The 12,908-nt window shown below is 69.8% G+C and carries 14 protein-coding genes; 10 read left to right on the forward strand and 4 right to left on the reverse strand.

What is annotated here, in order from left to right:
- Positions 1–240: 240 nt before the first annotated feature.
- On the reverse strand, positions 241–828 hold the full coding sequence (locus tag E1288_RS12715; RefSeq protein WP_207954318.1) for a copper chaperone PCu(A)C: 588 nt from the start codon (positions 826–828) through the stop codon (positions 241–243).
- Positions 829–1,126: 298 nt separating this feature from the next.
- On the opposite strand from E1288_RS12715, the gene E1288_RS12720 reads away from it, so the two are divergent.
- The 7 genes from E1288_RS12720 (at position 1,127) to rlmB (ending at position 6,376) form a co-directional block, all read left to right on the forward strand.
- Complete coding sequence (locus tag E1288_RS12720; RefSeq protein ID WP_009947449.1) at positions 1,127–1,615, forward strand: CarD family transcriptional regulator; 489 nt, start codon at positions 1,127–1,129, stop codon at positions 1,613–1,615.
- Between the two features lie 19 nt (positions 1,616–1,634).
- A complete protein-coding gene (gene ispD / locus E1288_RS12725) occupies positions 1,635–2,324 on the forward strand; it encodes a 2-C-methyl-D-erythritol 4-phosphate cytidylyltransferase (protein WP_132484554.1) in 690 nt (229 codons plus the stop codon).
- Positions 2,321–2,803 carry a 2-C-methyl-D-erythritol 2,4-cyclodiphosphate synthase gene (gene ispF / locus E1288_RS12730; RefSeq protein ID WP_268951828.1) on the forward strand — a complete coding sequence of 161 codons (483 nt, stop codon included), beginning with the start codon at positions 2,321–2,323 and terminating at the stop codon, positions 2,801–2,803. The genes ispD and ispF overlap by 4 nt, the downstream gene beginning before the upstream one ends.
- A 186-nt stretch (positions 2,804–2,989) precedes the next feature.
- On the forward strand, positions 2,990–3,190 hold the full coding sequence (locus tag E1288_RS12735) for a hypothetical protein (protein ID WP_132484556.1): 201 nt from the start codon (positions 2,990–2,992) through the stop codon (positions 3,188–3,190).
- 82 nt (positions 3,191–3,272) lie between these two features.
- Positions 3,273–3,953, forward strand: coding sequence for an HAD family hydrolase (locus E1288_RS12740; RefSeq protein WP_132484558.1), 681 nt, complete (start codon positions 3,273–3,275; stop codon positions 3,951–3,953).
- A gap of 71 nt (positions 3,954–4,024) precedes the next feature.
- Positions 4,025–5,419: a cysteine--tRNA ligase gene (cysS, locus tag E1288_RS12745; protein WP_132484560.1), complete on the forward strand. Its 1,395-nt coding sequence runs from the start codon at positions 4,025–4,027 to the stop codon at positions 5,417–5,419.
- 3 nt (positions 5,420–5,422) lie between these two features.
- Entirely contained in the window at positions 5,423–6,376 is a 954-nt protein-coding gene (rlmB, locus tag E1288_RS12750; protein ID WP_132484562.1) for a 23S rRNA (guanosine(2251)-2'-O)-methyltransferase RlmB, read from the forward strand.
- 234 nt (positions 6,377–6,610) lie between these two features.
- Here rlmB and E1288_RS12755 read toward each other — a convergent pair whose 3' ends face one another.
- The gene (locus tag E1288_RS12755; protein WP_132484564.1) at positions 6,611–7,459 is read right to left on the reverse strand and encodes a phospholipid scramblase-related protein; all 849 of its coding nucleotides are present in this window, start codon (positions 7,457–7,459) and stop codon (positions 6,611–6,613) included.
- A gap of 149 nt (positions 7,460–7,608) precedes the next feature.
- On the opposite strand from E1288_RS12755, the gene E1288_RS12760 reads away from it, so the two are divergent.
- Both E1288_RS12760 and E1288_RS47940 read left to right on the forward strand, forming a co-directional pair.
- On the forward strand, positions 7,609–9,042 hold the full coding sequence (locus E1288_RS12760) for an MBOAT family O-acyltransferase (protein WP_132484566.1): 1,434 nt from the start codon (positions 7,609–7,611) through the stop codon (positions 9,040–9,042).
- Positions 9,043–9,245: 203 nt separating this feature from the next.
- Positions 9,246–10,646, forward strand: a complete 1,401-nt coding sequence (locus E1288_RS47940) for a hypothetical protein (RefSeq protein WP_207954319.1) — start codon at positions 9,246–9,248, stop codon at positions 10,644–10,646.
- Between the two features lie 212 nt (positions 10,647–10,858).
- Here E1288_RS47940 and E1288_RS12770 read toward each other — a convergent pair whose 3' ends face one another.
- Positions 10,859–11,827: an alpha/beta fold hydrolase gene (locus tag E1288_RS12770; RefSeq protein WP_132484568.1), complete on the reverse strand. Its 969-nt coding sequence runs from the start codon at positions 11,825–11,827 to the stop codon at positions 10,859–10,861.
- 96 nt (positions 11,828–11,923) lie between these two features.
- Between E1288_RS12770 and E1288_RS12775 the strand changes: the two genes are divergently transcribed.
- The gene (locus E1288_RS12775; protein ID WP_132484570.1) at positions 11,924–12,514 is read left to right on the forward strand and encodes a TetR/AcrR family transcriptional regulator; all 591 of its coding nucleotides are present in this window, start codon (positions 11,924–11,926) and stop codon (positions 12,512–12,514) included.
- A 134-nt stretch (positions 12,515–12,648) separates the two neighbouring features.
- On the opposite strand, the gene E1288_RS12780 is transcribed toward E1288_RS12775, so the two are convergent.
- Positions 12,649–12,870 carry a hypothetical protein gene (locus E1288_RS12780; RefSeq protein ID WP_132484572.1) on the reverse strand — a complete coding sequence of 74 codons (222 nt, stop codon included), beginning with the start codon at positions 12,868–12,870 and terminating at the stop codon, positions 12,649–12,651.
- Positions 12,871–12,908 lie beyond the last annotated feature (38 nt).

Consider the following 12,908-nt stretch of genomic DNA (forward strand, 5'->3'; position numbering starts at 1 on the left):
TCCGCCCGCGACGACAGGCCCGGTCACCGGCATCGCGCGCCGAGCACGCAGCCGCCCCGGATTCCCCGCGATCGAGTGGATCAGGCGGTCAACAGCCCTGCCCTCAGCCCGGCCCGCCGCCCGTGGGGCCGCAATTTCAATGGAAATCGGACCTTCGATTTCCATTGAAATTGCGGCACCACGAGACGCGAGAACGGGCCGCCCGCGCGTGCGGACGGCCCGTTCCGGCGAAGCCTGCGGTCAGTGACCGCCGCCCTGCTCGGCGCCCGACACCGGGCTGCCGTGCTCGGGGCGCGGCGAGTGGTCGGCACCCACCGGCACCTGCACGGTGACCGAGCCGGCCTTCTCGAAGACGAAGGTCACCGGGACCGTCACGCCCGGCGTGATGTCCTGCTTGAAGCCGTTCAGCGTGATCTCCACCACGCGGTCCGCGGCAGTCTCGCCCTGCTGGACCTGCGCGGACTTGCCGACGGCGTGCAGCGCGGTCCGGCTCGGCAGGTCGGTGATGCCACCGAGGGTCGCCGACGCGGCGTACGGGCTGGAGACCTGGACCAGCTTGTCGCTCGGTCCCTCGTTGGCGATCACCAGCTGCACCGGCGCGGAGGAACCGGCCGGGTAGCGCGCGTCGGTGGTCGGGAAGGTGAAGGAGGCGTCGCGGATCGAGATCTGCTTGAGGTCACCGTTGCCGCCGTTGACGGCGGCGACCTGGGTGTCGGTCTCGGTCACCTGACCGGCACTGCACCCGGCGAGGGCGACGACGGCGCCGAGCCCGATGACGGCCGGGATCAACCGCAGGCGAACGGCCTTGAGGTGCTGAGGGCGGCTCACGGATGCAGCGTCCTTCCTGATTGCCGGACAACCGCTGGAAGCTTAATCCCCGCCGCGCGCGGCCGTTCCAGGGGCTAGCCGAACTACCTATTTCCGGGTCCCCGGAGGCTCGGATGGCACTCCGCCCAGACTATCCATAGTGGACGATTTCAGTGGGCCGAAAGGTGCCTCCTTGCACGTTCGGGGCATCCTTGTCAACCCCTGTCCGCCGCCTGACCTGCGAATACGGATGGCGAGGTGGTCGAGGCCCGGTTGCCCGACGTGCTAAACTGGGCATAGCGAAAGGGGCAGAGGACACATGGTTTTCAAGGTCGGAGAGACCGTCGTCTACCCGCATCACGGTGCCGCGCTCATCGAAGCAATCGAGACTCGTGTGATCAAGGGCGAGGAAAAGCAGTACCTCGTCCTCAAGGTCGCGCAGGGCGACCTGACCGTGCGCGTTCCCGCGGACAACGCCGAGATCGTCGGCGTCCGGGACGTTGTCGGCCAGGAGGGGCTCGATCGGGTCTTCGACGTGCTGCGGGCCCCGCACACCGAAGAGCCCACCAACTGGTCTCGACGGTACAAGGCCAACCTGGAGAAGCTCGCCTCCGGCGATGTGAACAAGGTGGCCGAAGTGGTGCGCGACCTCTGGCGACGCGAGAAGGATCGTGGCCTGTCCGCAGGCGAGAAGCGAATGCTCGCGAAGGCGCGGCAGATCCTGGTCAGCGAGTTGGCATTGGCCGAAGGTACTGACGAAGGCAAGGCGGAAACCCTGCTGGACGAAGTCCTCGCCACCGCAGTGTGATCATCGGGAATAGACGAGCGTGAGCGTTGTCGCGCTGGTACCCGCGGCCGGCCGCGGGGTGCGCCTGGGTGTCGGGATGCCGAAGGCGCTGGTACCGGTGATCGGTGAATCGTTGTTGTTGCGCGCGGTCCGCGGCCTGTTGGCCTCGGGCCGCGTGCAGCACGTCGTGGTCGCGGCCCCGGCCGATCAGGTCGAGGTCGTGACCGCGGAGCTGGCCGCGTTGCCGTCCGCGTACGTGGTCGCCGGGGGCGCGGAGCGGACCGACTCCGTGCGGCGCGCGCTCGGCGCGGTCGAGCGGATCGCACCGGATGCGCGGGTCGTGCTGGTGCACGACGCCGCTCGTGCTTTCACCCCGGCTTCGATGATCCGGGATGTCGTGTCCGCGGTCGAGCAGGGCGCTCCCGCGGTGATCCCGGTGCTGCCGGTGACCGACACGATCAAGCAGGTCGACGACGCGGGCGACGTCGTCTCGACCGTGGACCGCTCGCAGCTGCGGGCGGTGCAGACGCCCCAAGGTTTCGCCATCGACGTGCTGCGGGCGGCCTACGCCGCGGCCGGTGACGTGGCCACCGACGACGCCGGGCTCGTGGAGCGGGTCGGTGGCAAGGTGCACACCGTCGCCGGGCATCCGCACGCCCTGAAGATCACCACCGCCTTCGATCTGGCCATCGCCGAGTCGGTGCTGGCCGTGGCTGGAGAACCCGAGTGACCGAGCTGCTGCCCCAAGTCGGCCAAGGCGTCGACGTCCACCCCGTCGAAGCCGGGCGCGACTGCTGGATGGCGGGCCTGCTCTGGCCGGGCGTGGACGGCTGCGCCGGGCACTCCGACGGCGACGTCGCGGCGCACGCGTTGTGCGACGCGCTGCTGTCGGCGGCGGGCCTCGGCGATCTAGGCGCGGTGTTCGGCACCGACGACGACCGCTGGGCCGGCGCCCACGGCGCGGACTTCCTGGTCGAGGTGCGGAACCGGGTCGCTGCGGCGGGTTTTCGGATCGGCAACGCGACCGTGCAGGTGATCGGCAACGCGCCGCGCATCGGCAAGCGCCGCGAGGAGGCGCAGCAGGTGCTCTCGGAGGCGGTCGGCGCGCCGGTGTCGGTGTCCGGCACGACCTCCGACGGTCTGGGCCTCACCGGCCGCGGCGAAGGAATCGCCGCTGTGGCCACCGCCCTGGTCTTCCCGGCGACCTGACGGTTCCGGCCGGTCACAGGGCCGTGAGCACTTCGTGCTGCTATCGCGACACGAAGTGCGCACGGCGGTTGCGCCCGGACTGTTGAGTAACGGGCGGATAGCTGGGCGTAACGGGTAGGCGGAGTCAGGGAAAACTCAGGGCTCGCGGTCTGGAATGCCGGGGTCGGTGCGCGCCATGCTCGACGCATGGTGATCGAGCGGAACCGGTGGGTGCGTCGGCTGCTCGTAGTGCAGCCGGTGTTGATGTGGCCAGTGTCGTTCGTGTTGTGGTCCGGGGGCAGCAGCCTCGGCCTGGCGGCGGCCGTGGTCCTGTTGTGGGTGAGTGCGGCCATCTGCATCGCGGGCATAGTCGTCCCGATGCGCAGCCACCAGGCACGGCGCTGCTGACTGCGGCGGAGGGGTGGTCCGGGTCGTGAGCTTGGCCGCATGTCGGTGCCCGGCCCGGTCCAGTCCACTTACCGTTGGTGGCGTGACTTCGCGCGCGGTGCTCTTCGATTTCTCCGGCACGCTGTTCCGTCTCGAAGAAGACGAGTCCTGGTTCACCGACCTCGCCGACGCCGACGGTGCCCCGTTCGACCTGCACGCGCAGGCCGAGGTGATGCGCCGGATGACGGCGCCGGTCGGCCAGATCGTGCAGCTCGGCCCGGAATTCCAGGACGCGTGGGAGAACCGCGACCTCGATCCGGCCCTGCACCGCAAGGTCTACCTGGAGGTGCTGCGCAGCTCCGGGGTGCAGGACGGTCAGGCCGAGGGCCTCTACGAGCGGCTGATCGACCCCGACTTCTGGACGGCGTACCCGGACACCGTCGAGGTGATGCGCCGGCTGCACGAGGCGGGCACCAAGATCGGCGTGATCAGCAACATCGCCTTCGACATCCGGCCCGCGTTCGAGCGGATCGGCATCACCGGCTACGTCGACGAGTTCCTGCTGTCCTACCTCGAAGGGGTCATCAAGCCGGACCCGAAGATCTTCCTGCGCGCCTGCGAGCGGCTCGGCGTCGCGCCGGAGGAGGCGCTGATGGTCGGCGACAGCGAGGAGGCCGACGGCGGCGCGGCGGCGGTCGGCTGCCGGGTGGCGATCGTCGACCCCGTGTCCACCGCCGAGCGGCCGGACGGATTGCTGACCGCCGTCGCCGACGTATTGCGCTGACGATCACTACCCCTTGACGCGCCAGCCCCTGTCGTGATTGCGCGCCGACCTGTCCCCGTACCATCAGGGGCGTGAGCCTGCACCTGCATGACACCGCGACCCGCACGACGCGCGAATTCCACCCGCGCTGCGACGGAGTGGCGTCGATCTACGTCTGTGGTGCCACCGTGCAGGGCATTCCGCACGTCGGCCACGTCCGCAGCGGGCTGAACTTCGACGTGCTGCGCCGCTGGCTGCAGCGGGTCGGCTACGACGTGCGCCTGGTCCGCAACGTCACCGACATCGACGACAAGATCCTCACCAAGGCCGGCGAAGCCGGTCGGCCGTGGTGGGAGTGGGCCGCGACGCACGAGCGCGCCTTCGAGCTGGCCTACGACCAGCTCGGCTGCCTGCCGCCGTCGGTGCTGCCGCGCGCGACCGGGCACGTCACGCAGATGGTCGACCTGATCCAGCGGCTGATCGACAAGGGCCACGCCTACGCTGCGGGCGGCGACGTCTACTTCGCGGTGGCCTCCTACGCCGACCACTACGGCAAGCTGTCCGGGCAGCGCCTCGAAGAGGTGCAGCAGGGCGAGACCCTGGCCAGCGGCAAGCGCGACCCGCGCGACTTCACGCTGTGGAAGGGCGCGAAGCCGGGCGAGCCGAGCTGGCCGACGCCGTGGGGCCACGGCCGCCCGGGCTGGCACCTGGAATGCTCCGCGATGGCCACCTTCTACCTCGGCAGCGAGTTCGACGTCCACGGCGGCGGCCTGGACCTGGTGTTCCCGCACCACGAGAACGAGCTGGCCCAGTCGAACGCGGCCGGGGACGGCTTCGCGCAGTACTGGATGCACAACGCCTGGGTGACCATGAGCGGCGAGAAGATGTCGAAGTCGCTCGGCAACACGCTGTCCATCCCGGCGGTGCTCCAGCGCGCCCGCGCGGCCGAGCTGCGCTACTACCTGGTCACGCCGCACTACCGGTCGACGATCGAGTTCTCCGAGGGCGGGCTGGCCGAGGCGGTCGCCGCGTACCGGCGCATCGAGTCGTTCGTGCGCCGCGTCGGGCAGCGCGCCGGCACCGTCGAGCCCGGCGAACCGGCCGCGGAGTTCACCGAGGCGATGGACGACGACCTGTCGACGCCGCAGGCGATCGCGGCGGTGCACAACGTGGTCCGGGAGGGCAACGCGGCGCTGGACCGCGGCGACGACGAGGCGGCTCGCGACGCGGCGGCGTCGGTGCGGGCCATGATGGACGTGCTCGGGTTGGATCCGCTGTCAGAGAAGTGGGCCGAGGAAGCCGGTTCGGACGATGCCGCGCACACCGCGCTCGCCGACCTGGTCCAGGCGATGCTCGACCAGCGCCAGCAGGCCCGCAAGGAGCGCGACTTCGCCACCGCCGACCTGCTGCGCGATCGGTTGCAGGCCAGCGGGATTGCCGTCGAGGACACCCCCGACGGTCCGATGTGGACATTGAAAGACGGGTAACACGTGGCCGGCAACGACAAACGCCGCGGCGGCATGCGCAAGAGCAACAAGAAGGGCATGGTCGTCGGATCCGGCGGGCAGCGCCGCCGGGGGCTGATCGGCAAGGGGCCGACGCCGAAGGCGGAGGACCGGGTCAGCCACCCCGCGAAGCGGCGCGCCGACGCGCGCAGCAAGGCGGAGCAGCAGCGCGCGAAGCGCAAGGCGCAGCAGGACACGCAGCCGGAGCTGGTGGCCGGGCGCAACCCGGTGGTGGAGTGCATCCGGGCCGGCGTGCCGGCGACCGGGCTGTACGTGGCGCAGGGCATCGACATCGACGACCGGGTCACCGAGGCGGTGCGGGAGGCGAAGTCGCGCGGGATCTCCGTGGTGGACGTGCCGCGCATGGAGCTCGACCGGATGACGAACAACGCGATGCACCAGGGGCTCGCGCTCCAGGTGCCGCAGTTCTCCTACGCGCACCCGGAGGACGTGCTCACGGCGGCGCATGATTCCGGCATGCCGCCGCTGATCGTCGCGCTCGACGGCGTGACCGACCCGCGCAACCTGGGCGCGGTGATCCGCTCCGCGGCGGCGTTCGGCGCGCACGGCGTGATCGTGCCGCAGCGGCGCAGCGCCGGGATCACGGCCGTCGCCTGGCGCACCAGCGCGGGCACGGCCGCGAAGCTGCCGGTGGCCAAGGCGGTCAACCTCACCCGCACGCTCAAGGACCTGAAGGAAGCCGGACTGATGGTCATCGGCCTGGACGCCGATGCCGACGTCACCTCGGACGAGCTGGAGCTGGCGACGGGACCGCTGGTGGTCGTCGTGGGCTCGGAGGGGCGCGGACTGTCCCGCCTGGTCCGGGAAACCTGCGACCAGACGGTGTCGATCCCGATGACGGGCGGAGTGGAGTCGCTCAACGCCTCGGTCGCCGCGGGTGTGGTCCTCGCCGAGGTCGCCCGCCGCCGCAGGAACTGACCCCCGGCCGGGGCACCACCCCTCGGGGGCCGCCCCGGCCGACCGGAACGGTCCGTTGGTCCGCAATTTCAATGGAAATCGAAGGACCGATTTCCATTGAAATTGCGGAAGTTGTCCACAGCCGTACGAGGTTGTCCACACCCTCCGGTGCGTCGTGACCCCGACACACCGGGAGGGGTGCAGTTTCAATGGGAACTTGAGGGTCAGTTTCAATTGAAACTTCGGGCGGGGACGTCAGGACTGGTTCTGGCTGAGGATGGTGTCGACCGTCAGGGCCGATGCGACGACCATGCTCAGCAGCGGGTCCTGGAGCGGTCGGTGGATCTGCAGGACGTAGTTGTCGGCGGTCGTGAAGGCCGCCTTCGCCAGGCCCTGCCAGGTCTTGGTGATCTGCCCGATCTCGGTGTCGGCGTGGTCGAGGACCTTGATGTCCCAGGCGCGCAGGTTCTCCGCGCGCATGCCGCCGATGCGCTGCCCGTTGACCTCGAAGTCGAACCTGGCCTTGCCCCAGACGTTCGCCAGCTTGATGTCCCCGACCGGCGACTGGTCCGGCCGCTGCACGTGCACCGTGCCCTTCCACATGGTCGCCGGGCGGGTCAGCACCAGCATCGGCCGGCCGGTGGCGTCGCGGATCTCCAGCGTCACGGTCATCAGCGAGTCGAGCTTGGTGAACAGCCGCAGCGCCTTCTGCGCGCCGCTCTGGCCGACCTGCATGACCGAGCCGAGCTGGCGGCCGTGCTGGTCGTAGACGGCGTACTCGTTCGCCATCTCGATCAGCTTCGCCTTCTGGTTGATCACCAGCACCGGCTCGGTGAACAGCGTGCCACCGCCGCCTGCGACCGTGCCGCCGACACCGGCGCGCTGCTGCACCTGCTGCTGGACGGACGCGGCGTCGCCGGTGCCACCCATCGCCAGCTCGATGGCCGAGGCGTCGTTGCGCTGCGCGGCCGGGTGCTGCTGGGCGGGCTGTTGTTGAACCGGCTGGGCGGGCTGGACGTGCGGGGTCCACTGCCGACCGTCCCACCAGCGCACGTAACGCGGATCTGCCTGGTCCGGGTACCAGCCGGGCGGCGGAGCGTTCATGGGCCTCAGGCTAGGCGATCGCCGCGGCGGCCGTCCCGGGTTTGCACTCATCGCGTTCAGGGCCGGTGACGGTCCGGGCTCGGCTAGAGTCCGACGGAGCAATTCAGCACCAGCGAGGAGGCGAGGGCCTCCCGTACCCCGAGGCCCCGATGTCGTTCGCAAGTCCGCTGTTCCTCTGGTACTTCCTGCCGGCCGTGCTCGCGGCCGTGCTGATCGCACCGCGCAGCGGACGCAATGTCGTGATCGCCGTGGCGAGCCTGTTGTTCTACGTCAGCGGTGCGGGCGGGACGACGCTGCTGCTGCTCGCCTGCATCGTGGTGAACTACTTCGCCGGCCGGCGGCTGGAACCCGACGACTGGGGTTTCGAGCAGAACCGGCGGAAGTGGCTGCTGATCGGCACGATCTCGTTCAACCTCGCGATCCTGGCGATCTGGAAGTACGCCGGGTTCGCCACCGCACAGCTCGCGGTGCTCGGCCAGTGGTTCGGCGGCGACTTGCCGGTGCTGCACCTGGCGTTGCCGATCGGGATCTCGTTCTACACGTTCCACCACATCTCCTACGTGGTGGACATCTACCGGGGCGAGCGCCCGGCGCTGCGCGATCCGGTCTCGTTCATCACCTACATCGCGATGTTCCCGCAGCTGGTGGCCGGTCCGATCGTGCGCTACCGGGAGATCGCCGACCAGCTCCCGCAGCAGCGGACGCACCGACTCGACGACATCGCGGCGGGCTTCCCGCGGTTCGCGTGGGGCCTGACGAAGAAGGTCGTCATCGCGGACACGCTGGCGCCGATGGTGGACGCCTGCTTCGCCACCCCGAACGAGGACATGACGTTCGCGATCGCCTGGCTCGGCGCGATCGGGTACACGATGCAGCTGTACTTCGACTTCTCCGGCTACTCGGACATGGCCATCGGGCTGGGCCGGATGCTCGGGTTCCGGTTGCCGGAGAACTTCGCCCGGCCGTACTCGTCGGTGACCGTCACGGAGTTCTGGCGCCGCTGGCACATGTCGCTGTCCCGCTGGTTCCGGGACTACGTCTACATCCCGCTGGGCGGCAACCGCGGGGGCACGGCGCGCACCTACCGGAACCTGGCGATCATCTTCGTGCTGACCGGTTTCTGGCACGGCGCGGCGTGGACGTACCTGGTGTGGGGGCTGTTCCACGGCGCGCTGCTGGTGGTGGAGCGCGCCTTCGGCTGGTCGCACGCGCCGAGCAGCACCCGGGCCCGGCTCGGCCGCCGCGCGCTGACGATGCTGCTGGTGGTGATCGGCTGGGTGTTCTTCCGGTCGCCGGACCTGGGCAGCGCGTTCGTGATGCTGGGCCACATGCTGCTGCCGGACTTCGCGGGCCTGACGGACATCGTCGCGGCGTCGGTGACGAACCAGCGCCTGGTGTTCCTGCTGCTGGCGCTGGTGGTCGTGGCGCTGCCGGCGAACTCGGGCACGGGCCCGTTCCTGGAGGCGGTCCGGACCCCGCAGGCCTACGCGCTCCGGATCGGCGTCTTGACCCTCGGCCTCGGCTACGCGGGCCTGCTCGTCGCCACCGGTTCCTTCAGCCCGTTCCTGTACTACCAGTTCTGACCATCGCCGTGGTCCTGACCAGGCGTTTCGCTTGTTGGGACTTTCTGCTCTGTCGGTCCACGAATCGATGTGGCGTGGACTGGGAAGTGGAGATTCCCGGACTGTCGGGGACGGCTGCACCACATGGTGGTCCGGCCGGACGGCGCCCGCTGGCGCAGCCCTCTCTTCGGACGAGCGCGTGGAGGATCCGGAGGCGGGGACGAATGGTCACCACGAAGCAGCAGGTCGTCCAGAAGGCGATCGACAACTACATCGAAAACCAGGAGAGGGGCCTGGAGGTCGCCCAGAAGGCACTGGCGATGCACCAGAAGATGCATCGGCCGGAGGTGCAGGAGGCCGCAGCCCTTGGCAAACCGGTGTCGGACGTCGAGTACCTCGACGAGGAAGCACGCGGGCTCAGCGACGAACTCCGGGACGGTCAGAGGGAGATCGAGGCGACCAGGCAACGCATCGAGGAGGCGCGGGTCGCTCGCCTCAACGGGCCCCGCGCGAGCGAGGATTTCCTGAACGGCCACGAAGGGGACGACTGGGCGCACCAAACCGCTTTGGACGAGTTCGGTGTGACGCCGCCTGAAGATTCCGGTCTGGGGCCGATCGAGGGTTACGAACCGGGGCAGCCGGCCGGCGACGACGTTTCGGAGCTGCCGGTCACCGAGTCCGCGGAGCCGATGCCGGGTGCCGGCGAGCCGCCGGCGGTGGATGCGGGTGCTGGCAAGCCGTCCACGTTCCGCACCGGTGAGAAGAAGCCGGACTGGACCCTGAAGCCGGGCCAGGCGCAGCCGACCCCCGGACCTTCCGCACCGTCGACGGTGGGACCTGACGGTGAGCCGGGTGATCAGCTGCCTCCGGCGCCGGGACCGGGTGGAGCGGAGCCTTCCGAAGGCCCGGGCGTGGTGAGCCAGATCGCGAAGTGGCTGGCAGGCACGGGTCTCGTCAAGGCGGCGCAAGTCGGGTTCGAGGTCGTCAAGGGTCGTTTCAAGAAGGTCGTCGCCGTGGTGGGCACAGTGGTCGCCATCGGCGGCCTGATCTACACGTTCTGGCCGAGCGGGGGTACTCCCGAGTCACGACCTCCCGAACCTCCCGGAGTGCAGGCCCCGGCGACACCGGCGGCACCGGAACCGCCGCCGCCGAATCCGTTCGTGCCACCTCATGTTCCGGAACCGGTGCCGCCGAACCCGTTCGGTGGGCCCGAATCCCCGCCCCCGAACCCGTACGTACCGCCTCATGTTCCGGAACCGGTGCCGCCGAACCCGTTCGATCCCGGTAAGGGCACGAACAGCGAGCCAGTGGTGCCCCCGGCAGCACCCGCACCGGTGAATCCGTTCGAGCCTGGGCAGCACGGCAGCAACCCCGGCGATACCGGCGGCGGCACCGGCACCGGCGGCGACACCGGCGGCGGCACTGGCACCGGCGGCGACACCGGCACGGGCACTGGCAGCGACACCGGCACGGGCACTGGCAGCGACAGCAGTACCGGTACCGGTACCGGCAGCGGCAGCGGCACGGGCGGCACCGGCAGCGAAACCGGCGGCACTGGCAGCGATACCGGCACTAGCGGCCACAGCGGCACCGGCGGTAGCGACACCGGTACCGGCGGCGGCTGAGCGCACCGGGCACATAAAAGTGGCGAATGAGATCAGAGGGTTCGGCCGGATTGTCGTCCCGCTCGGCGCGGTTGGCGGGCCGTCAGGCTGTCCCCAGGCAGTCCGGGGTCAACCAGCAACACCGAACGTCCACCATCGCCCAATGGCGAAAGGTGCAGGTCGGGGCCGTCCGGTGGGGATCTCCGCCGGCTCCGGATCTTCATTCACCAGTACTACTGGTTCTGACGATCACCAGGCCCTGTTCGGCTGCCGAACGCGGCGCGGTACGGGGCCAGGAATTCGGTCAGGGCGGCGAGCATTTCCCGCGGGGCTTCTTCGGCCGGGTAGTGCCCGCAGTCGGGCAGGACGACGCTCGTGACGTCTTCGGCGGCCGGGGCCAGGGTTTCGCCGACCAGGTCGCCGACGGAGCGGGCGCCGGCGATGGTCAGCACGGGCATGGTCAGCTTCCGCTCCTTGCGCCGGGCGTTCTGCGCGATCGTCGTGTCGATCGCGCGGTAGAACTCGAAGCTGGCGCGCAGGGCGTCGCGATCGGTGGCCAGGGCCTCGATGTAGAGGTCGACGGCGTGCTCCGGCAGTTGGCGGGCCGCTTTGGTCGCGAACTGGTACCCGAAGAAGAGCCGTTCCCGGCCTGCGACGAGTTCCTCGTTCAGCGAGCCGAGCCGGTTGAACCCGAAGTGCCACAGCCGATCGACGGCCTCCTGCGGCGCGAACAGCGGTGGGGAGGGCGCTAAACCGGGGATCACGGCTTCGGCGAGGGCCAGGCGTTCCACGTGCTCGGGGTGGTCCGCGGCCAGCGCGTATCCGGTCCACATGCCGACGTCGTGGCCGACCATCGCGAAGCGGTCGTGTCCCAGCGAGCTCATCAGGCCCGCCATGTCGGCGGCGAGGGTGCCGGTGTCGTAGCCGTCTTCCGGCTTGCCGGACAGGCCCACGCCGCGGGGGTCGGGGGCGACGACCGTGAAGTCTCGCGCCAGCGCCGGCATCAGCTCGCGCCATGCGTACCAGGTCTGCGGCCAGCCGGCGAGCAGCAGCAACGGCGGCCCATCGCCGCCGGTCACGGCGTGCAGGCGCAGGTCACCGACCTGCACCCAGCGGCTGCGGAACGTGTCGGTGAACCCGGCGGGCAGCCCGGGGGCGCCGCTTGCGGAGCCGCGGCCTGCGGGCTCGGTTGTTTCTCCCATGCTCCGACCCTAAACCATCTTGGAACGATCAGTCCATGATTCTTGTACCGTTCGTTCCAAGAAGTAGGTAGGCTCACACCGAGCGGAAGGAGGCGCATGTCGGGTCGCAAGCAGTTCGACGTCGACGAAGCCCTGGACAAGGCCATGGCGGTGTTCTGGCAGCGGGGATACGCAGACGCATCCCTGGACATGCTCGGCACTGCCACCGGGCTGGGCCGGGGATCGCTCTACGGCGCGTTCGGCGGCAAGGACGAGTTGTTCCGCCGAGCGTTGGACCGGTACTCCGCGACGTACGGTGCCCGCTACGAGGACGCGCTCGGCGCGCACCGGGGCGATCCGGTCCGTGCCGTCGAGGCGTTCTTCGGCGTCATCCTGGCCAGGATCAACGACCCCGCTGTGCCGGAGGGCTGCCTCATCGCCCAGGCTGCCGCCCAGTCGGCCGTGCTGACGCCCGAAAGTGCCGCGCACGTCCGCCGCTTGCTCGACATGCAGCAGGCGCGCATCCGAGCCGCGCTCGACGATCCGCACGTCGACCCGGCGACGCTCGACGACCTCGCCATCTACGTCGTCGCGATCAACCAATCCCTCGCGGTGCTCAGCCGTGCCGGTGCGTCGGATCGGGAGCTGCGCACCGTGGTGCGCTTCGCCTGCGAGACCGTCGCGAGCCGGCTCGCCCCTGCCGGCTGACGCGCAGCCCGTTCCTGAAAAGAAGCACCCCCGGGGTGCAGGTTCAGTGCGCCTGTTGAACCTGCACCCCGGGGGTGTGCGTATTGGTGCGCCGCCTTCTTCGGATGTGGGACGGCGCTTCGAAGTCAGTTCGTTCAGTCGGTCCAGACCCACAGGAGGATCGGGTCGCCCATGCCGGCCTCGATGGCGCAGCCGGTCCAGCGGCCCTGGGCCTTCCCGGCCTCGCACGCCGCCTCAGCCGCTTCGTACGACGGGTAAACTCCTGCCGGGTACGGGCCACCGGAGGCCATGGCCGGGGCGCTGAAGGCGAGGAGTCCGGCGACGGCCGCGACCCCGACGGTGATCTTGCGAAGCACGATGATTCCTCCGAGATAGTAGGAATGTTGCGCGGATC

The organism is Saccharopolyspora elongata (genome assembly GCF_004348985.1).
Classification (GTDB): Bacteria; Actinomycetota; Actinomycetes; order Mycobacteriales; family Pseudonocardiaceae; genus Saccharopolyspora; species Saccharopolyspora elongata.

Excerpts from the sequence above, each read along its gene's own strand:
- E1288_RS12735 (WP_132484556.1), top strand. The coding sequence starts at position 2,990 with ATGGTGATCGAGCGGAACCGGTGGGTGCGTCGGCTGCTCGTAGTGCAG.
- E1288_RS12755 (WP_132484564.1), bottom strand. The coding sequence starts at position 7,459 with ATGAACGCTCCGCCGCCCGGCTGGTACCCGGACCAGGCAGATCCGCGT.
- E1288_RS12720 (WP_009947449.1), top strand. The coding sequence starts at position 1,127 with ATGGTTTTCAAGGTCGGAGAGACCGTCGTCTACCCGCATCACGGTGCC.
- E1288_RS12760 (WP_132484566.1), top strand. The coding sequence starts at position 7,609 with ATGTCGTTCGCAAGTCCGCTGTTCCTCTGGTACTTCCTGCCGGCCGTG.
- E1288_RS47940 (WP_207954319.1), top strand. The coding sequence starts at position 9,246 with ATGGTCACCACGAAGCAGCAGGTCGTCCAGAAGGCGATCGACAACTAC.
- E1288_RS12770 (WP_132484568.1), bottom strand. The coding sequence starts at position 11,827 with ATGGGAGAAACAACCGAGCCCGCAGGCCGCGGCTCCGCAAGCGGCGCC.
- E1288_RS12775 (WP_132484570.1), top strand. The coding sequence starts at position 11,924 with ATGTCGGGTCGCAAGCAGTTCGACGTCGACGAAGCCCTGGACAAGGCC.